Origin of the sequence: Streptomyces asoensis, assembly GCF_016860545.1 — a bacterium.
In the GTDB taxonomy this organism is placed as follows: domain Bacteria; phylum Actinomycetota; class Actinomycetes; order Streptomycetales; family Streptomycetaceae; genus Streptomyces; species Streptomyces asoensis.
Map to the genome: position 1 here is coordinate 323,966 of NZ_BNEB01000002.1, position 18,352 is coordinate 342,317.

The following is an 18,352-nucleotide window of genomic DNA, read 5'->3' on the forward strand; positions in this document are numbered from 1 at the left end:
GTTTGCCGATGTCTGCGTCCTCGAAGTTGCCCCCGTTCGATCCGGCCGACCCCCTGGGGATCGACGATCTGCTGGAGCCGGAGGATCTCGCGATCCGTGACACCGTGCGCGGCTGGGCGGCGGACCGGGTGCTGCCCCGTGTCGCCGAGTGGTACGAGCGCGGGGAGCTGCCGGAGATCCGGGAGCTCGCGCGCGAGCTCGGTGCGCTCGGCGCGCTCGGGATGTCGCTCGACGGGTACGGGTGCGCGGGCGCCAGCGCCGTGCAGTACGGCCTCGCGTGTCTCGAACTCGAAGCCGCCGACTCCGGGATCCGGTCCCTGGTGTCGGTGCAGGGCTCCCTGGCCATGTACGCCGTTCACCGCTTCGGCAGCGAGGAGCAGAAGCAGACCTGGCTGCCGGGGATGGCCGCCGGTGAGGTGATCGGCTGCTTCGGCCTCACCGAACCCGACCACGGCTCCGACCCCGCCGCGATGCGGACGTACGCCAAGCGGGACGGGTCGGACTGGGTGCTGACCGGCCGCAAGATGTGGATCACCAACGGGTCCGTCGCCGGGGTGGCCGTGGTCTGGGCGCAGACCGACGACGGCATCCGCGGCTTCGTGGTGCCCACCGCCGCTCCCGGGTTCTCCGCGCCCGAGATCAAGCACAAGTGGTCCCTGCGGGCCAGCGTGACCAGCGAGCTCGTGCTCGACGAGGTGCGGTTGCCCGCCGACGCGGTCCTGCCGGAGGTGACCGGGCTGCGCGGGCCGCTCAGCTGTCTGTCCCACGCGCGCTACGGCATCGTCTGGGGCGCGATGGGAGCGGCGCGCTCCTGCTTCGAGACGGCCGTCGAGTACTCCAGGACCCGTGAGCAGTTCGGACGGCCCATCGGGGGGTTCCAGCTCACCCAGGCGAAGCTCGCCGACATGGCGGTCGAGCTGCACAAGGGGATCCTGCTCGCCCACCATCTGGGGCGGCGCATGGACGCCGGCCGCCTGCGCCCCGAGCAGGTCAGCTTCGGCAAGCTCAACAACGTACGGGAGGCGATCGAGATCTGCCGGACCGCGCGTACCGTCCTCGGCGCCAACGGGATCTCGCTCGAATACCCCGTCATGCGGCACGCGACCAACCTGGAGTCGGTGCTCACCTACGAGGGCACCGTCGAGATGCACCAGCTCGTCCTGGGCAAGGCGCTCACCGGACTCGACGCCTTTCGCTGACCCGGCCCGGAGCCGGGGCAGGGCCGGTGAGCGGCCCTGCCTCAGCTCTGGTTGAAGAATCCGTCCGTCCGGTGCGCGGACGGGTCTCCGTTCACGATCTCCGTGTTGGAGGGGGTCAGCAGGAACACCCGGGTGGACACCCGCTCGATCGAACCCCGCAGGCCGAAGATCAGCCCGGCCGCGAAGTCGACGACGCGCTTGGCGTCCCCGGCCTCCATGGCCGTGAGGTTCATGATGACCGGGACGCCCTCCCGGAACAGTTCACCGATCGCTCGCGCGTCCCGGAAGCTGTCCGGGGTGACGGTGCCGATCCGGCGGCCCTTCTCCTCGGCCGTGTCCGTGGCCACCTTCACGCGGGGGTCGGTGACCCAGGCGTCCCCGGAGTCGGTCCCCTCGGAATAGTCGTCGTCGTAGTAACGCTCGTCATCGTTGTCGTCGACGAGGCCAAGCCAGGCACTTGCCTTGCGCACCGATCCCATGGACGCCTCCTCTCACAGCGGGCTTTCTGCTTTCCGCATTCCCCATGGTCGTCCATGATGCGGATGTCGCGCCAAGTGGTTAGGCGCCGCGCGGGGGGTTTGTGACGGTACTGGTGCACAGCGAATACGTCGAGAGCCCGCGTCTCCCAAGGGTCGTACCGCATGCGGCTGCTGACTGTGAGTGAAATATGATTCTTCGTGGCGGATGGGTGACGGACGGTGCGTCCGGGTGAACCGGGTACCCCCGATCCGGCATGACAATCGGTCGATAACATGCGGCAGCTCAATGTCCCAGGGACGACGGGGGTTGTCGTGTTCGGAATCGTCAGGCCGTGTACACACCGGCTCGGAGAAGGTCTCAAGGCCCAGTGGATGGCGCACCTGTGCGGGCTCTGCCTCGCGCTGCGCGGCGACCACGGGCAGTTCGCCCGGGTCGTCACCAACTACGACGGCCTGCTCATATCGGTTCTGACGGAAGCTCAGGCCGAGCGGGCCGGCGCCGGGGGGCGGCGGCGCACGGCGGGACCCTGTCCGCTGCGCGGGATGCGCACCGCGTCCGTCGCGCAGGGCGAGGGCGCGCGGCTCGCCGCCGCGGTCTCGCTGGTGCTCGCCTCGGCCAAGGTGCGCGACCATGTCGCCGACGGGGACGGGCTGCTGGCCCGGCGGCCCGTCGCCGTCGCCGCGCGCCGGGTCGCCGCCGGCTGGGGGCGGGCCGGGGAACGGAGCGGGGCCGCCGTCGGGTTCGACACCGCCGTCCTCGTCGACGCCGTCGAACGGCAGGTCGGCATCGAGGCGCTGGCCGGGCCCGGCATCCCGCTGACGGCCGTCACCGAACCGACCGAGACGGCCACCGCGGCCGCCTTCGCGCACACCGCGGTCCTGGCGGGCCGGCCGGGCAACGCCGTGCCCCTCGCCGAGGCCGGCCGCCTCTTCGGACGGCTGGCGCATCTGCTGGACGCGGTCGAGGACCGGGAGGCCGACGCGGCGGCCGGTGCCTGGAACCCCCTGACGGCCACCGGCACCCCGCTCACCGAGGCCCGCCGCCTCGCCGACGACGCCCTGCACGGCATCCGGCTCGCCCTGCGCGACGTCGAGTTCACGGACGGCAGGCTCGCGCATCTGCTGCTCGCGCACGAGCTCGGGCGGTCCGTGGACCGGGCGTTCGGCACCCGGTCGTGCGCACACCCGGCCGAGGGCGCCTTCGGCCCGCCGACCGGACCGTACGCCCCGCGCGGACCGGTGGACCCGCACGGACCCGGCAACCCCTACGGGGGCAACCCCTTCGGCGGCGAGCCGCCCCGGCCCGACCGGCGGGGCTTCTGGGCCGGATGCGCGGTCGCACTCGGCCTGTGCTGCACCTGCAAGGCCTGCTGCGCCGACGAGTTCGAGGGACCCTGGTCGCGGCGCAGGCGCGAGGGCTGGTGCAGCGACTGCGGCGACTGTTGCAGCTGCTGTGACGCGTGCGAATGCTGTGAGTGCTGCGCCTGCGACTGCTCCTGCTGACCTGAGCACGGACCCCTGGCGCAGGGTCGGGTGAGTGGGTGGGGGTACGGGGACGTATCTGAGGGCGGGGCGGGACCTCGGGCGGGCGGTCGTCGGTGTCGGCGGCAGCCGCTCGTGGGTCGCGGACCCGCGGAGCGACCGGCTCCGGATGCTCGAAAGGATCAGGGATGATGTCCGGGCGCTCTGACAGCACCGTCCCGCTCGCCGTGAAGATCGTGGTGAGCGGCGGCCTCGGGGCCGGCAAGACGACCTTCATCGGCACGGTCTCCGAGATCGAGCCGCTCGGCACCGAGGCGGCGATCACCCAGGTGTCGGTCGGGATCGACTCCCTCGAAGGCGTGGAGTCCAAGACGAGCACCACCGTCGCGCTCGACTTCGGCCGGATCGTGCTCGATCCCGCCATCACCCTCTACCTGTTCGGTACGCCCGGGCAGGGCCGGTTCTCCTTCCTGTGGGACGACCTGGTGGAGGGCGCGCTCGGAACGGTCGTCCTCGTGGACACCCGGCGGATCGAGGAGTGCTTCCCGGCCCTCGACTACTTCGAGGCCCAGGGTGCGCCGTTCGTCCTCGCGGTGAACCGCTTCGACGGCGCCGAACGGTTCGAACCGGAGGTGGTGCGGGAGGCCTTGGGGCTGAGCGCCGAGGTGCCCCTGCTGGAGTGCGACGCCCGTGAGCGCGGCTCCGTACGGGACGTGCTCGGTGCGTTGATGGACCGGGTGGTCGGCTTCCGCGCCGCTGAGGGACGCCCGGCGGTCGGGGCGCGCTGAAGACCGCGGGACGGGGGCGGGGCAGAGGCGAACAGGGCCGGGGGCGGGGCGGACGAGACCGGTGGAGAAGGCACGGGAAGACGCGGGAGGGCGAAGGGAGGTGCGCGGGCGAGGGGAGGGCGCGCGTGTGAAGGCGGGACCGGGCGAAGAGGGATCGCGGGGCCGCGCGAAGGGAGTTCGCGGGACCGGGCGAGGGAGAACGCGGAAGAGGGCGCCCCGGGAACGGGCGCCGCAGTGGGTCAGCTCAACAGGAACAGGACCACACGCGACCGAAGTCGATGTGGGAGCGGGTGACCAGACACTGCTGCGGATGCATGGGCCAAGTGGAACAGGTCTCCGGTGGTGCGTCAACCGACTTGAGACGTACCGCTCACAGTGTGGACGGCCTTGACAGTGAGGGGAAAAGCGCGCGTAATCTCGCCGCACGGCCCTGCTGAGGGGCTCGGCCGTGTCTGCGCCGCGCGGCGCGCTTCTTCCGGTGTGTGAAGGCACCTCCCGTGTTCGACCTCAGCTGTCACGGAGCCTTCGCATGTCTTCCGAAACCCTCGGCCCCGAAACGCCCGCCACCCTCGTGATCGTCGGGGCCGGGCCCCGGGGGACGGGCCTCGTCGAACGGATCGCCGCCAACGCGCCCGAGCTGTACGCCGGTCCGGGGCTCGAGATCCATCTCGTCGACCCGCATCCCCCGGGCGCCGGACGCATCTGGCGCGCCGCCCAGTCACCCCTGCTGTGGATGAACTCGCACGCCGAGGACGTCACCATGTTCACCGACGAGTCGGTGGAGATGGCCGGACCGGTGCGGCCGGGTCCGACGCTGCACGAGTGGGCCGGCATCGACGGACGGACCTTCGCCGACCGGCAGGTCCAGGGGTCCTATCTGCGCTGGGTGCACGAACAGGCCGTCGCCGCGCTGCCCCCCGGGATCACCGTCCACCACCATCCGGCGCGCGCGCTGCGGGTGAGCGGCCCGCGCGACGGGCGCCAGCTGATCCGCCTGGAAGGCCGGGACCAGCCCCTGGCCGCCGATCTCGTCGTCCTCGCGCTCGGCCACCTCGACGCCGAACCGGACGACGAGCAGGCCGGGTTGACCGCGTACGCGGCGGAGCACGGGCTCGTCCACCTGCCGCCGGACTTCACGGCCGACAGTGACCTCTCGGCGCTCCCGGCCGGTGAACCCGTGCTGGTGCGCGGCTTCGGGCTCGCCTTCACCGACCTGATGGTGCTGCTCACCGAGGGGCGCGGTGGCCGGTACGAAGGGGACACCTACCTGCCCTCGGGGCGGGAGCCGGTGCTGTACGTCGGCTCGCGGCGCGGAGTGCCGTACCACTCGAAGATCGGGTACGACTGGACCGGCGAACGGCCCCCGCTGCCCCGCTTCCTGGGACCCGCCGAGACCGACGCGCTGCTGGCGCGGCCCGGGGGCTTCGACTTCCGGCGGGACGTGTGGCCGCTGGTGGAGAAGGAACTGGGCTTCGCCCACTACCACCGGCTGTTCACCGCCCACCCCGAGCGGACCGCGATCGCCTGGACCGACTTCGAGGAGAAGTACGAGGCCGCGTCCGAGGGTGCCGAACGGGAGGCCCTGGTGGCGTCCGCCGTGCCCGATCCGCGCGACCGGCTCGACCTGGCCGCGCTCGACCGGCCGCTCGACGGGGTGACGTACGGGTCCTTCGAGGAGTTCCAGGAAGGGCTGCGCGGATACGTGGAAAGCGACCTGGGCCGCCGTCACGACGCCGGGCACAGCGCCGACCTGGCCGTCTTCCTGGGGCTGCTGTCCGTGTACGGGCAGCTCGTCCGGCTCGGGAACATCGGCCCCCGGTGGCACGGCTTCTTCAGCCACCTCGCCTCCGGGCCGCCCGGCCCCCGGCTGAGACAGCTGCTCGCGCTCTCCCGGGCCGGGGTGCTGAAGTTCGTCGGCGCCGACATGGCCGTGCAGGCGCGGGACGGGGTGTTCCGGGCGTCGAGTCCGACCGTGCCGGGCGTCTCGGTCGAGGCGAGGGCGCTGGTGGAGGCCCGGCTGCCGGAGCCGACGCTGCGGCGCGCCCTCGACCCGCTGCTGCGGCGGCTGCACGCCGACGGGGCGGGGGAGACCCCGGACGGCCTGCTGCGGGTGGACCGCGCCGACGGGCGGGTGCTGGACCGGTCCGGCCGGCCGCACCCACGGCGGTTCGCGCTCGGGCCGCACACCGACGGCCGTACGCCGGGCGCGTTCACCCGGCCGCGCACCGGGGGTCCCGCCTTCCGGCAGAACGACGCCACCGCCAGGGCCGTCCTGGTGTTCCTGCGGGATCTCGGCGCCGATGCCGTCGGGTGAGCGGGTCCCCCTCGAAGCGTTACGGAAGAAAGGGTTCTCCCAGATGACCTCACCGTACGGCCGGGGCCGCCCGCTGCACCTGGCCGCAGCCGTCGACCAGCCCGGGGTCCACGACGCCGGCGCCCATGTCGAGCTGACCCGGCTCGCCGAGCGCGGCGGGCTCGACTTCGTGACGCTGGACGACGCCTTCGCCCGGCCCGGCCCCGACGCCTCGGCCGTGCTGGCCCGGGTGGCACCGGCCACGCACCGCATCGGACTGGTGCCCACCCTCACCACCACCCACACCGAGCCCTTTCACCTCCAGGCGACGGTCGCCACCCTCGACTGGGTCAGCAGGGGCCGGGCCGGCTGGCGGATCGACGTCTCCACCACCGAGGGCGAGGCCCGGCTCTTCGGCCGCCGGTACTCCGCACCGCTGGACGCCCTGTGGCGGGAGGCCGGTGAAGTCGCCGACGCGGCCGCGCGGTTGTGGGACAGCTGGGAGGACGACGCCGAGATACGGGACGTGGCGACCGGCCGCTTCGTCGACCGGGACAAGCTGCACCCCGTCGGCTTCACCGGCGAGGCCTTCTCCGTGCGGGGCCCCTCCGTCGTGCCCAGACCCCCGCAGGGCCATCCCGTGCGCGTGGTCGACGCCACCGAGGGACCCGCCCGGTCCACCGCCGCCCGCCACGCCGACGTGGCCCTCGTCCGCGCGGTGAGCCCCGGACAGGCCCGCGCGGTCCGCGACCTGCTGCGCGCCGGCGCGGCCGGTGCGGGGCGCGACCCGGACTCGCTGCTCGTCCTGGTGAGCCTGCTGATCGACCTCGGGGACGGCGAGCACGCCGCCGAACCCGGCCACGGCGGGGGCGGCCCCCGGCAGACGGCGCAGGGCCCGCTCTACCGGGGTGGCCCCGTCGACCTCGCCGACCTGATCGCCTCCTGGTACAAGGACGGCGCCGCCGACGGTTTCCACCTCGTCCCCGTCGAACCGCGCCGCGATCTGGAGCGGCTGGTCAACGGCACGGTGGCACTGCTCCAGCACCGCGGCCTGTTCCGCACCTTCTACCCGGGCAGCACCCTGCGCGAGCACCTGGGGCTGGCCAGACCCGCCAACCGCTACGCGGGGGGAGCGGCATGAGCGGCCGCCGACCGCGGGACGCGGGGCCGCAGGGCAGGCGCTGCCACCTCGCCGTCGTCCCCCACGCCCCGCTCCGCGCGGAGGGCGCATCCGCAGTCCCCGGCGTCGGCGACACGGCCGTCTGGAGCGCGCCCGGCGCCCGTAACCCCACGAGGCCGCAGATCGAGTTCGCCTCCTTCGAACGTCTGGCCCGGACCGCCGAACGCGGCCTGTTCGACTTCCTCCTCCTCGCCGAGGGGCTGCGGCTGCCCGAGCACCGGGGCCGGGTCCACGACGTGGACGTGACGGGACGCCCCGAACCGCTCACCGTCCTCAACGCCCTCGCCGGCGTGACCGCGGACCTGGGGCTCGTCGCCACGGTGGACGCCGCCTTCCACGAGCCGTTCGACCTGGCCCGCAGGCTGGCCACGCTGGACCACCTCAGCGGCGGCCGGGCGGGCTGGCATGTGGTGACCACCTCCGACGCCCTCACCGGCGGGAACTTCCGCCGGGGCGCCTACCTCGGGGCCGCCGACCGGCACCACCGGGCCGCCGAGTTCGTCGCCACAGCCTCGCAGCTGTGGGACTCCTGGACCCCGGACGCGGGCCCCCGGCCGTTCGCGCACCGGGGCCCGCACTTCGACATCGCCGGGGAGTTCACCCTCCCGCGCTCGCCGCAGGGGCGCCCGGTGGTGATCCGGACGGTGGACCCGGTGAACGGCTCCGGGGAGGAGGGCCGGGGGCAGGACGCCCCGGGGCGGGACGACCGGGAGTCCGCGGCCGCCACCGCCGACGTCGTCCTCACCCGGCACGACACGCCGGAGGCCGGACGGGCCCGCTACGCCGACCTCAAGGGGCGGCTGGCCGGGTACGGCCGGGAGCCCGGCGAGCTGAGGATCATGTCCGCGATCACCGTCGTCCTCGGGGACACCGCGGCCGAGGCGCAGGAGCGGGCCGCCACGATCAGACGGCAGCAGGTCTCCCCGCGCCACGCCCTCCTCGCCCTGGAACGGCTCTGGGGACGGGACCTCTCGGCGTACGACCCCGACGGACCGTTGCCCGGGCTGGACCCGGTCCCGGAACCCCTGACGGGTCCGCCCGCCGGGGGCCGCACCCGGCGTGGGCAGGCCCTCGCGACGGTCCGGAGGCTGCGGGCGCTGTCGCAGGAGAAGGGGCTGTCGATCCGTCAGACCGTGATCGAGACGACCGCCCGGCAGTCCTTCGTCGGCACCCCCGAGGCGGTCGCCGCCGACCTGGCGGAGCTGGTGCGCGAGGAGGCCACCGACGGCTTCGTCCTCGTGCCGCAGCTGGTCCCCGAGGGGCTCGACGAGTTCGTCGACCGGGTGGTGCCGCTGCTCCAGGAGCACGGCGTGTTCCGTACGGAGTACGAACCCGGCACCCTGCGCTCGCGCCTCGGACTGCCCGCTCCGGTCGCCGTGCAGGACGGGGCGGCCCGGCGACCTCTTCGGCCACTCGGACCACAGGGGTGACTTTGGTCGGGTCTTACTGCCTCCGTGCGCCTTTGTGGATGCATTCCCCCGCTCTTCCCCGCCGCCGGGGAAGACATAGGGCGTGGCGGTCGAGGCAGGGGAGCGCAACCTGGTCTGAGCTGGGGCAAGAGGCTGCAAGAGGGCTCAACTCAGGCAGTTCGTTGAAGGTCTGACGGCCGAAAGGTGCCCTTGCGCCTACCGGCCGTTCGGCCGAATACTCCCCCTCAGCGCTTGTCAGGGTCACGGCGTGTCCGCAATCCGGACGAACGTCGGTCCCTGGCTGCGCCTCACGGGCCCCGACCCCACACGACGGGCCCCCGACTTCCCCTGGGAGGGAACGAAACGTGAGGATCAAGCGCACCACCCCCACCACCCCCACGAGCGGTGTCTCGAGACGGACCAGGCTGACCGCCGTGGCCACCGGACTCGTGGCCGCGGCCGCCATCGCGATCCCCAGCGCGAACGCGGACGACACCGCGACCTTCAGCACCGCGCAGCTCAAGAGCGTGAGCGCGTCCGTGCTCACGGCGGACGTGCCGGGCACCGCCTGGGCCGTCGACAGCAAGACCAACCGGGTCGTCGTCACCGCCGACAGCACGGTCTCGCAGGCCGAGATCGCCAAGATCAAGGAGCAGGCCGGCGGCAACGCCGACGCGCTCACGATCAAGCGCACCCCCGGCCAGTTCAAGAAGCTGATCACCGGCGGCGACGCCATCTACGGCGGCGGCTACCGCTGTTCGCTCGGCTTCAACGTGCGCAGCGGCAGCACCTACTACTTCCTGACCGCCGGCCACTGCGGTGAGGTCGCCAGCACCTGGTACTCCAACTCGGGGCAGACCTCCACCCTGGGGACGAACGTCAGCTACAGCTTCCCGACGAACGACTTCGCGCTGGTGCGCTACACCAACTCGTCGGTCGCCCACCCGAGCTCGGTCGGCAGCCAGACGATCACCAGCGCGGCCACCCCGAGCGTGGGCACCACGGTCTACCGCCGCGGTTCCACCACCGGTACCCACAGCGGCCGGGTCACCGCGCTGAACGCCACCGTGAACTACGGCGGCGGCGACGTCGTCTACGGCATGATCCAGACCACGGTCTGCGCCGAGGGCGGCGACAGCGGCGGTCCCCTGTACGGGGGCAGCGTGGCCTACGGTCTGACCTCCGGCGGCAGCGGCAACTGCAGCTCCGGCGGCACGACCTTCTTCCAGCCGGTCACCGAGGCGCTGAGCTACTACGGCGTGAGCGTCGGCTGACGGTCCCGCCCGGCGCGTTCCACCAGTGAGGGCCGAGCCCCCGTACGCAACCGGCGTACGGGGGCTCGCTCCTGCGGGGGCGGCCGCGCGGTGGTGAAGGCATCGAGGGCGCGCGGTGCCCACCCTGTGCGCGTCCCGAGGTCGACCTTGTGTGCTCCCTGTGCGGTTCGGAAGAGTGAACGCCCGTCGACCAGCCTTCCGGTCCGGTGCGGTCCCCATCGCCGTCCGGGCCACCCCCCACAGGAGGACGCGAGTTGAAGCACCGAAGCACCACCGGACGGCGGACGGTCATGGCGGGCGCGGGTGTCGCCGCCCTCGTCGCGGCCGGAGTCACCTTCCAGACCGCGAACGCCAGCGAGCCCGCGAAGACCCCGCGGCCGGCCCCCCTCTCGGCCCTCGCGGCCGGGAAGCTCGCCTCGACGCTGGGCCGGGACCTCGGCGCCGACGCGGCGGGCACGTACTACGACGCCAAGAGCGGGAGCCTCGTGGTGAACGTCCTGGACGCGGTCGCCGCGAAGACCGTCGAGGCGGCGGGCGCCAAGGCCAGAATCGTGGAGAACTCCCTCGCCGAACTGACCGGCGCCCGTACGACGCTCAAGGCGGACGCGTCCGTCCCCGGCACCGCCTGGGTGACCGACCCGACCACCAACAAGGTCGTCGTCACGGCCGACCGCACCGTCTCCGACGCCGAGTGGGCCAAGCTCACCGAGGTCGTCGGCGGTCTCGGCCGGGTGGCCGAACTCCACCGCACCAAGGGCGAGTTCACACCGTTCATCGCCGGTGGTGACGCCATCGCCGGAGGCGGCGGGCGCTGCTCCCTCGGCTTCAACGTGGTCAAGGACGGCGCGCCGTACTTCCTGACCGCCGGACACTGCACCGACGCCATCTCCACCTGGTCGGACCCCTCGGGCGCCGAGATCGGCGTCAACGAGGTGTCCCGCTTCCCGGGCGACGACTACGGCCTGGTCAAGTACACCGCCGACATCGCCCACCCGAGCGAGGTCGACCTCTACGACGGCTCGTCCCAGCGGATCACCGGCGCCGTCGACGCCACCGTCGGCATGAAGGTCACCCGCAGCGGGTCGACCACCCGGGTGCACTCCGGCACGGTCACCGGTCTGGACGCCACGGTGAACTACGGCAACGGCGACGTCGTCGACGGTCTCGTCCAGACCGACGTCTGCGCCGAGCCCGGGGACAGCGGCGGCTCCCTCTTCTCGGGCAGCAGCGCCGTCGGGCTGACCTCGGGCGGCAGCGGCGACTGCACCTCCGGCGGGGAGACGTTCTTCCAGCCGGTGACGGAGGCGCTCTCGGCGACCGGGGCGCGGATCGGCTGACCCGCCGACGCGTCACCGCCACAGGTCCCGCCCCGCACCGACGGGGGCGGGATCTTTCGCGTGCCGGGCGCACCCTGCGGGCGCCGGGCTGGGGTGGCGGCCGAGGTGCGGGGCGGGGTGGCGCCGGGCCCCGTCCGTGTCATGTCCCCATCGTCCGGATGTGCGGTGTTTCCGCAGGTGGGAGGCGCTCGAACGGTTGTCGTACACACGTTCGGGAATTGGTCTATGGTGGGGGTGGGAGAGTTGGGAACTGATGTTCGATTGTGGAGGTGTGGATGCCAGGGTTCACGCATCTGCACACCGTCTCCGGGTTCTCCCTGCGCTACGGCGCCTCGCATCCGGAGCGGCTGGCCGAGCGTGCCTCGGAGCGGGGGATGGACGCCCTCGCCCTCACCGACCGCGACACCCTCGCCGGGACCGTCCGCTTCGCCAAGGCCTGTGCGAAGGCCGGCGTGCGCCCGCTGTTCGGGGTGGACCTGGCGGTGACGCCTCCCGAGCGGGCGCAGGGGGACGCGTCCGTACGGCGGGACAGGCCCCGCACCCCCGTGCGGGGCGGCGCCTTCCTCGACGAGTCCGCCCCCCGCGTCACCTTCCTCGCCCGTGACGGCGCCCGGGGCTGGGGAGACCTGTGCCGGATGGTCACGGCGGCGCACGCGGGCGAGGGCGTGCCGGCGCTGTCCTGGCCCGACAACCACGGCGCCGGTCTGACCGTCCTGCTCGGCCCCGCCTCCGACGTCGGCCGCGCGCTCGCCGCGGGCCGCCCGGACCGTGCGGCGAGGCTCCTCGTCCCCTGGCGGGAGGTGTACGGCGACGCCCTGCGCCTCGAGGCCGTCTGGCACGGGCGCACCGGCACCGGACCCGGTTCCCTGCGGCTGGCCGCGCGTACCGTCGGCTTCGCCGCCGAACAGCGGATCCGGCCGGTCCTCAGCAACGCCGTCCGGTACGCCGATCCCGGCCAGGGCCAGGTCGCGGACGTCCTGGACGCCGCCCGCCGGCTCGTCCCCGTCGACCCGGCGAAGGAGCTGGACTCGGGGGAGGCCTGGCTCAAGGACGCGGACGCGATGCTGGGCGCGGCCGAGCGGATCGTCGAGGCCGCGGGCTACCGGCGGGACATCGCGCACCGTCTGCTGGAGCAGACACGGGCGACGGCCGCCGAGTGCCTGGTCGACCCCGAGGACGACCTCGGCATGGGCGCCGTCCACTTCCCCGAGCCGCACCTCGTCGGCGCGGGCCGCCGCACCGCCCAGCGCACGCTGGCCTCCAGGGCGGCGGCCGGGATGGTGCGGCACGGGTACTCCGCCAGGCGCGCCTACTGGGAGCGGATGCACCGGGAGCTGGACATCATCGCCCACCACGGCTTCGCCTCGTACTTCCTGACGGTCGCCCAGGTCGTGGACGACGTGCGCGGGATGGGCGTCCGGGTCGCCGCCCGCGGCTCCGGCGCCGGATCGCTGGTGAACCACCTGCTCGGCATCGCGAACGCCGACCCGGTCGAGCACGGGCTGCTGATGGAGCGCTTCCTGTCCAGGGAGCGGGTGGTCCTGCCCGACATCGACATCGACGTGGAGTCGGCCCGCCGGCTGGAGGTCTACCGGGCGATCATCGACCGGTTCGGCACCGAACGGGTCGCGACGGTCGCCATGCCGGAGACGTACCGGGTGCGCCACGCCGTCCGGGACGTGGGCGCCGCGCTGTCCATGGACCCGGCCGACATCGACCGCATCGCCAAGTCCTTCCCGCACATCCGCGCGCGTGACGCCCGGACGGCCCTGGAAGAACTGCCCGAACTGCGGGAACTGGCGCGGGAGAAGGAGCGGTACGCAAAGCTGTGGGAGCTGGTCGAGGCCCTCGACGCCCTGCCGCGCGGAATCGCCATGCACCCGTGCGGCGTCCTCCTGTCCGACGCCTCCCTGCTCTCCCGTACGCCGGTCGTGCCGACCAGCGGCGAGGGGTTCCCCATGGCCCAGTTCGACAAGGACGACGTCGAGGATCTCGGGCTGCTCAAGCTGGACGTGCTGGGGGTGCGGATGCAGTCGGCGATGGCGCACGCGGTCGCCGAGGTGAGCCGGGCGACGGGGGAGCGGATCGACCTGGACGCACTCGCGGACGGCGACCCGCGGACGTACCGGCTCATCCGGTCGACCGAGACGCTGGGGTGCTTCCAGATCGAGTCGCCGGGGCAGCGGGACCTGGTCGGGCGGTTGCAGCCGGCCACCTTCGACGATCTCGTCGTCGACATCTCCCTCTTCCGGCCGGGCCCGGTCGCCGCCGACATGGTGCGGCCGTTCATCGAGGCGCGGCACGGGCGGGCGCCGGTCCGGTACCCGCACCCGGATCTGGAGGAGGCGCTCCGGGGGACCTACGGGGTCGTGGTCTTCCACGAGCAGATCATCGACATCGTCGCCGTCATGACCGGCTGCGGGCGCGGTGAGGCGGACCGGATCCGGCGCGGGCTGTCGGACCCGGAGTCGCAGGGGCGGATCAAGGTGTGGTTCGCGCAGCACGCGGCGGTCCGCGGCTATGACGCAGAAACGATTCGTCGGACCTGGGAGATCGTCGAGGCGTTCGGGTCGTACGGCTTCTGCAAGGCGCACGCGGTCGCCTTCGCCGTGCCGACGTACCAGTCGGCGTGGCTGAAGGCGCACCACCCGGCCGCCTTCTATGCGGGGCTGCTCACGCACGACCCCGGGATGTACCCGAAGCGGCTGCTGCTGGCGGACGCGCGACGGCGGGGGGTGCCGGTGCTGCCACTGGACGTGAACAGGTCGGCGGTCGCCCACCGTATCGAACTGGTGTCTGATTCACGGGAGGCCGAGGGGGATCCGGCCGGGAAGGCGGCCCCGGCGCGGGGTCCGAAGACCTGGGGACTGCGGCTCGCCCTGTCCGACGTGTACGGCATCACCGAGGCGGAGGCGGCACGGATCGAGGACGGGCAGCCGTACGCCTCGCTGCTGGACTTCTGGGAGCGGGCCCGGCCCAGCCGCCCGCTCGCCACCCGGCTCGCCCAGGTCGGCGCGCTGGACGCGTTCGGCGCCAACCGGCGTGACCTGCAACTGCACCTGACCGAACTGCACCGGGGCGCCCGGGGCGCCGGCGGTGGCCAGCTCCCCCTGGAGGGCGGGCGGAAGACCGGCCCGGCCGGGCTGCCGGACCTGTCCTCCGCCGAGAAGCTCAGCGCCGAACTGGGCGTGCTGTCCATGGACGCCTCACGTCATCTGATGGACGACCACCGCGGCTTCCTCGACGAACTGGGCGTGGTGTCCGCACGCCGGCTGCGCGAGACCCGGCACGGCGAGACGGTCCTCGTGGCGGGCGCCAAGGCGGCCACCCAGACCCCGCCGATCCGGTCCGGCAAGCGGGTCGTCTTCACCACCCTGGACGACGGCACCGGCCTGGTCGACCTCGCCTTCTTCGAGGACTCGCACGACGCCTGCGCGCACACCGTCTTCCACTCCTGGCTGCTGCTGGTGCGCGGGGTGGTCCAGCGGCGCGGCCCGCGCAGCTTCAGCGTGGTGGGCGCCGCCGCCTGGAACCTCGCCGACCTGCTGGAGGTGCGCCGGGAGGAGGGGCTCGAAGGGGTCGCGGCCCGGCTGGCCGGCCCGGCCGGCGCCCCGGAACCGGGGGCGCAGGCGGACGGCGACGGCCCGGAGCGCAGCCGGCTCGCCGGTTCGGACGGCCTGCCCGCGCCTACGGGCTCGGCCGCCCAGGACGCGAGCGAACGGCGTCGCATCCGTATGTCCACGGGGTACGAGATGCACCCCTGGGCCGATCTGCGCCCCGCGGGTGAAGGGCCCGCGGTGGGAAGGAAGTTGTGGCACCAGAGTCCGGGGAGTGCGGGATGACCATCCTCTGCGTACGTTTCCAGCTTCCTCCGGCGCGCGAGGCCGCCCTGCCGGGGCTGCTCGGGTTGCTGGAGGAGTTCACACCGGTCGTCGAGGCGCTGCCGCCCGACACGGCGCTGGCCGATCTGCGCGGCGCCGAACGGTACTTCGGGCGCAGCGCGGTCGAACTGGCGTCGGTGATCAGGGTGCGGGCGCTCGCGCTGCACGGGCTCGACTGCGTGATCGGCGCGGGCCCCGGCCCGATGTCGGCCCGGATGGCGCTGCGGGACGCCCGGCCGGGGGTGACCTGCGCGGTCCTCGAGGACGGTGTGCGGGAGTTCCTCGCCGAGAAGCCCGTGGTGGCACTGCCGGGTGTCGGCACGGCCACCGCCCGCACCCTGTGCGAGTACGGCCTCGACACCCTCGGCCGGGTCGCCGACGCCCCCCTGTCCACACTCCAGCGCCTGGTCGGCGCGAAGGCGGGCCGGGAACTGCGCGACAAGGCCGCCGGTGTCGACCGCGGCCGGGTGGTCCCGAACGCCGTCTCCCTCCCCCACTCTCGGCTTCGCTCGAGCGGGGGGACCCCCGTCCTGGCCGCGGAACGCCCCTTCGGGCGCGACGAGCTGGATCCCGACCGGCACCGCCGGGCGCTGCTCTCGGCCGCCGGGGAGCTGGGCGCCCGGCTGCGGGCCGTGGAGAAGGTCTGCCGCACCCTGACCCTCACCGTGCGCTACGCCGACAGGTCCTCCACCACCCGCAGTCGCACCCTCGGGGAGCCGACCGCGCACTCGGCGGCCCTGACGAGAACGGCGTACGGGCTGTACGAGGCCCTCGGACTGCAACGCGCCCGGGTCCGTGCGGTCGTGCTGCGCGCCGAGGGGCTCGGCCCCGCCGAGCAGGCTTCCCACCAGCTCACCTTCGACCCGGTCGACGAGAAGGTCCGCAGGATCGAGGAGGTGGCCGACCGGGTGCGGGAGAAGTTCGGGCCGGGCGCGGTGAAGCCCGGGACGCTGGCTGCGTGAGGGGCGCCGACCGGACCCGGATCAGTTGGCCCACGGGGGAGTGATCCGGGTCCCGTCGGCCAGCTCGGCCTCCAGACCGATGGAGGTGGTGACCCACGAGAGCGCGGTGTGATCCGTCGGGTTCTCGACGGCGAGGGTCGCACCCGGGTTGACGATCACCGTGTCGCCCGCGGTGATCCGCTCGGCACGGCCGTCGAGGGTGAGGACCAGCTCGCCGACGAGCAGATGGAAGATCTCCTCCCGGTTGACGGTGTGTGCGGGGGCCTTCGTCCCGGCGGGGATCTCGCCCCGCCAGGCGCACAGCTCCTTGCTGCCGGTGCGGGGCGTGGCGTACGAGACGAAGCGGGCGCCGTGGATCTCGTGGGTGACGGCGTCGGACGAACGGATGACGGGCACGGGGCCTCCTGGCTGCTTCTGCCGGACAGGGGAAGGGGTACGGGAAAGTAGTCAAGCTGCTTGACCATCTGCTCATATGGTCAAGCAGCTTGACCGATCTGTCAAGGATGTTTCAATGCAGGCGTGCAGAACTCCGAGGCCCTCGCCCTGACCGCCGCCCTGCTCGCCGCCGCCGGTGAGCTCACCCAGCGCATCAACGACGGTGTCGTCGCCCGCGGGTTCGAGGCGCGGCCTGCCTACGGCTTCGCCTTCACCCGGCTCGCCCGGGGCGGTGCCACGATCACCGAGCTGGGCGTCCATCTCGGGGTCACCAAGCAGGCGGCGAGCCAGCTGGTCGAGGAACTCGTGCGCAAGGGGTACGTCGAGCGCCGGCCGCACCCCGAGGATGCGCGGGCCCGGCTGATCGTGCTCACCGGACGCGGCCGGGAGTGCACCAGGGCGGCGGAGGCGGCGGCCGCCGAAGCGGTGCAGGCCTGGTCCGACCTGCTCGGCGAAGAGCAACTGCGGATCCTGGGCACTCAGTTGGGGTGCATTGCCCCCAATGGCCCCATCAAGCCCGCTTGGTGACGCCCTATCAGCAGCAACCGTCGCGCGTGACTACCACTGAAAGTTTTTACTGACGCGTAACTTCACAGTTCAGCTACTCACCCGTAACTTGACGAGTGAACAGCATCCTCGTGATCCGGGTCACAGGGCGTAAGGCCATCGCACCTCCCCTTGAGCCGCAAGGAGATCACCCGATGCTGCCCTGGAAGCGCGTGCTCGGACCACTCGCCGCACTGCTGCTGGCCGCCACGGCCGCCACCGTCCCCGTCACCGCCGCCCACGCCGACACCGCCGCCACCGGGGCGGCCACCGCCTCCGCCTCGTCGAGCGGCTGGAACGACTACAGCTGCAAGCCCTCCGCCGCCCACCCCCGCCCCGTCGTCCTCGTGCACGGCACGTTCGGCAACTCGATCGACAACTGGCTGGCCCTCGCCCCCTACCTCACCGTCCGCGGGTACTGCGTCTTCTCCGTCGACTACGGCCAGCTGCCGGGTGTCCCGCTCTTCAACGGCCTCGGTCCCATCGACAAGTCCGCCGCGCAGCTCTCCGCCTTCGTCGACAAGGTGCTCGCCGCGACCGGCGCCGCCGAGGCCGACCTCGTCGGACACTCGCAGGGCGGCATGATGCCGCGCTACTACCTGAAGTTCCTCGGCGGGGCGGCCAAGGTCAACGCGCTCGTCGGCCTCGCCCCCGACAACCACGGCACCACGCTGAGCGGACTCACCAACCTGCTGCCCTACTTCCCCGGCGCCGAGGATCTGCTCTCGGCCGCCACCCCCGGCCTCGCCGACCAGATCACCGGCTCGGACTTCCTGGCCAAGCTCAACGCGGGCGGGGACACCGTCGCCGGTGTCCGCTACACCGTCATCGCCACCCGGTACGACGAGGTGGCCACGCCGTGGCGCACCCAGTACCTCAGCGGATCGAACGTACGCAACGTCCTGCTCCAGGACCTGTGCCCGCTGGACCTCTCCGAGCACGTGGCGATCGGGCTGTTCGACCGGATCGCCTTCCACGAGGTGGCCAACGCGCTCGACCCGGCCCACGCCACCGCCACCACCTGCGCGTCCGTCTTCAGCTGACGCGCAGGTGTTCCGCCGGGGCCTGTCCGGCCTGAGCCGCCGGT

At 73.0% G+C, this 18,352-nt stretch carries 14 protein-coding genes; 12 read left to right on the forward strand and 2 right to left on the reverse strand.

Annotation, left to right across the window (positions count from 1 at the left end):
* The first annotated feature begins 8 nt into the window (after positions 1-8).
* Complete coding sequence (locus tag Saso_RS04600) at positions 9-1,199, forward strand: acyl-CoA dehydrogenase family protein (RefSeq protein WP_189927611.1); 1,191 nt, start codon at positions 9-11, stop codon at positions 1,197-1,199.
* Between the two features lie 41 nt (positions 1,200-1,240).
* On the opposite strand, the gene Saso_RS04605 is transcribed toward Saso_RS04600, so the two are convergent.
* Positions 1,241-1,678 (reverse strand): cell division protein SepF, encoded by a 438-nt coding sequence (locus Saso_RS04605; protein WP_189927610.1) that lies wholly within the window; start codon positions 1,676-1,678, stop codon positions 1,241-1,243.
* A 273-nt stretch (positions 1,679-1,951) separates the two neighbouring features.
* Between Saso_RS04605 and Saso_RS04610 the strand changes: the two genes are divergently transcribed.
* The 9 genes from Saso_RS04610 to Saso_RS04650 all read left to right on the forward strand — a co-directional run bounded on the left by Saso_RS04610 (position 1,952) and on the right by Saso_RS04650 (position 16,284).
* Positions 1,952-3,181 carry a DUF5685 family protein gene (locus Saso_RS04610; RefSeq protein WP_189927609.1) on the forward strand — a complete coding sequence of 410 codons (1,230 nt, stop codon included), beginning with the start codon at positions 1,952-1,954 and terminating at the stop codon, positions 3,179-3,181.
* Between the two features lie 170 nt (positions 3,182-3,351).
* On the forward strand, positions 3,352-3,948 hold the full coding sequence (locus tag Saso_RS04615; RefSeq protein WP_189927608.1) for a GTP-binding protein: 597 nt from the start codon (positions 3,352-3,354) through the stop codon (positions 3,946-3,948).
* A gap of 529 nt (positions 3,949-4,477) precedes the next feature.
* Entirely contained in the window at positions 4,478-6,262 is a 1,785-nt protein-coding gene (locus Saso_RS04620) for an FAD/NAD(P)-binding protein (protein ID WP_189927607.1), read from the forward strand.
* A gap of 43 nt (positions 6,263-6,305) precedes the next feature.
* Positions 6,306-7,382: an LLM class flavin-dependent oxidoreductase gene (locus Saso_RS04625; RefSeq protein WP_189927606.1), complete on the forward strand. Its 1,077-nt coding sequence runs from the start codon at positions 6,306-6,308 to the stop codon at positions 7,380-7,382.
* A complete protein-coding gene (locus Saso_RS04630; RefSeq protein WP_189927605.1) occupies positions 7,379-8,851 on the forward strand; it encodes an NtaA/DmoA family FMN-dependent monooxygenase in 1,473 nt (490 codons plus the stop codon). Before Saso_RS04625 ends, Saso_RS04630 begins: the two co-directional genes overlap by 4 nt.
* A 344-nt stretch (positions 8,852-9,195) precedes the next feature.
* A complete protein-coding gene (locus Saso_RS04635; protein WP_189927604.1) occupies positions 9,196-10,104 on the forward strand; it encodes a S1 family peptidase in 909 nt (302 codons plus the stop codon).
* Between the two features lie 254 nt (positions 10,105-10,358).
* Positions 10,359-11,441: a S1 family peptidase gene (locus tag Saso_RS04640; protein ID WP_189927603.1), complete on the forward strand. Its 1,083-nt coding sequence runs from the start codon at positions 10,359-10,361 to the stop codon at positions 11,439-11,441.
* A 275-nt stretch (positions 11,442-11,716) separates the two neighbouring features.
* Entirely contained in the window at positions 11,717-15,283 is a 3,567-nt protein-coding gene (locus Saso_RS04645) for a DNA polymerase III subunit alpha (RefSeq protein WP_189927602.1), read from the forward strand.
* Positions 15,280-16,284, forward strand: coding sequence for a DNA polymerase Y family protein (locus Saso_RS04650; RefSeq protein WP_189927601.1), 1,005 nt, complete (start codon positions 15,280-15,282; stop codon positions 16,282-16,284). The genes Saso_RS04645 and Saso_RS04650 overlap by 4 nt, the downstream gene beginning before the upstream one ends.
* A 21-nt stretch (positions 16,285-16,305) precedes the next feature.
* Here Saso_RS04650 and Saso_RS04655 read toward each other — a convergent pair whose 3' ends face one another.
* Positions 16,306-16,680, reverse strand: a complete 375-nt coding sequence (locus tag Saso_RS04655) for a cupin domain-containing protein (RefSeq protein ID WP_189927600.1) — start codon at positions 16,678-16,680, stop codon at positions 16,306-16,308.
* A 123-nt stretch (positions 16,681-16,803) separates the two neighbouring features.
* Here Saso_RS04655 and Saso_RS04660 point away from each other — a divergent pair, with 123 nt between their 5' ends.
* Together Saso_RS04660 and Saso_RS04665 are read left to right on the forward strand one after the other, a co-directional pair.
* Entirely contained in the window at positions 16,804-17,247 is a 444-nt protein-coding gene (locus Saso_RS04660) for a MarR family winged helix-turn-helix transcriptional regulator (protein ID WP_189927599.1), read from the forward strand.
* A gap of 173 nt (positions 17,248-17,420) precedes the next feature.
* Positions 17,421-18,308: an esterase/lipase family protein gene (locus Saso_RS04665; protein WP_189927598.1), complete on the forward strand. Its 888-nt coding sequence runs from the start codon at positions 17,421-17,423 to the stop codon at positions 18,306-18,308.
* Positions 18,309-18,352 lie beyond the last annotated feature (44 nt).

Coding starts and splice junctions, on each gene's coding strand:
- Saso_RS04630 (WP_189927605.1), top strand. CDS start 7,379: ATGAGCGGCCGCCGACCGCGGGACGCGGGGCCGCAGGGCAGGCGCTGC.
- Saso_RS04605 (WP_189927610.1), bottom strand. CDS start 1,678: ATGGGATCGGTGCGCAAGGCAAGTGCCTGGCTTGGCCTCGTCGACGAC.
- Saso_RS04610 (WP_189927609.1), top strand. CDS start 1,952: ATGCGGCAGCTCAATGTCCCAGGGACGACGGGGGTTGTCGTGTTCGGA.
- Saso_RS04665 (WP_189927598.1), top strand. CDS start 17,421: ATGCTGCCCTGGAAGCGCGTGCTCGGACCACTCGCCGCACTGCTGCTG.
- Saso_RS04625 (WP_189927606.1), top strand. CDS start 6,306: ATGACCTCACCGTACGGCCGGGGCCGCCCGCTGCACCTGGCCGCAGCC.
- Saso_RS04620 (WP_189927607.1), top strand. CDS start 4,478: ATGTCTTCCGAAACCCTCGGCCCCGAAACGCCCGCCACCCTCGTGATC.
- Saso_RS04615 (WP_189927608.1), top strand. CDS start 3,352: ATGTCCGGGCGCTCTGACAGCACCGTCCCGCTCGCCGTGAAGATCGTG.
- Saso_RS04650 (WP_189927601.1), top strand. CDS start 15,280: ATGACCATCCTCTGCGTACGTTTCCAGCTTCCTCCGGCGCGCGAGGCC.
- Saso_RS04645 (WP_189927602.1), top strand. CDS start 11,717: ATGCCAGGGTTCACGCATCTGCACACCGTCTCCGGGTTCTCCCTGCGC.
- Saso_RS04600 (WP_189927611.1), top strand. CDS start 9: ATGTCTGCGTCCTCGAAGTTGCCCCCGTTCGATCCGGCCGACCCCCTG.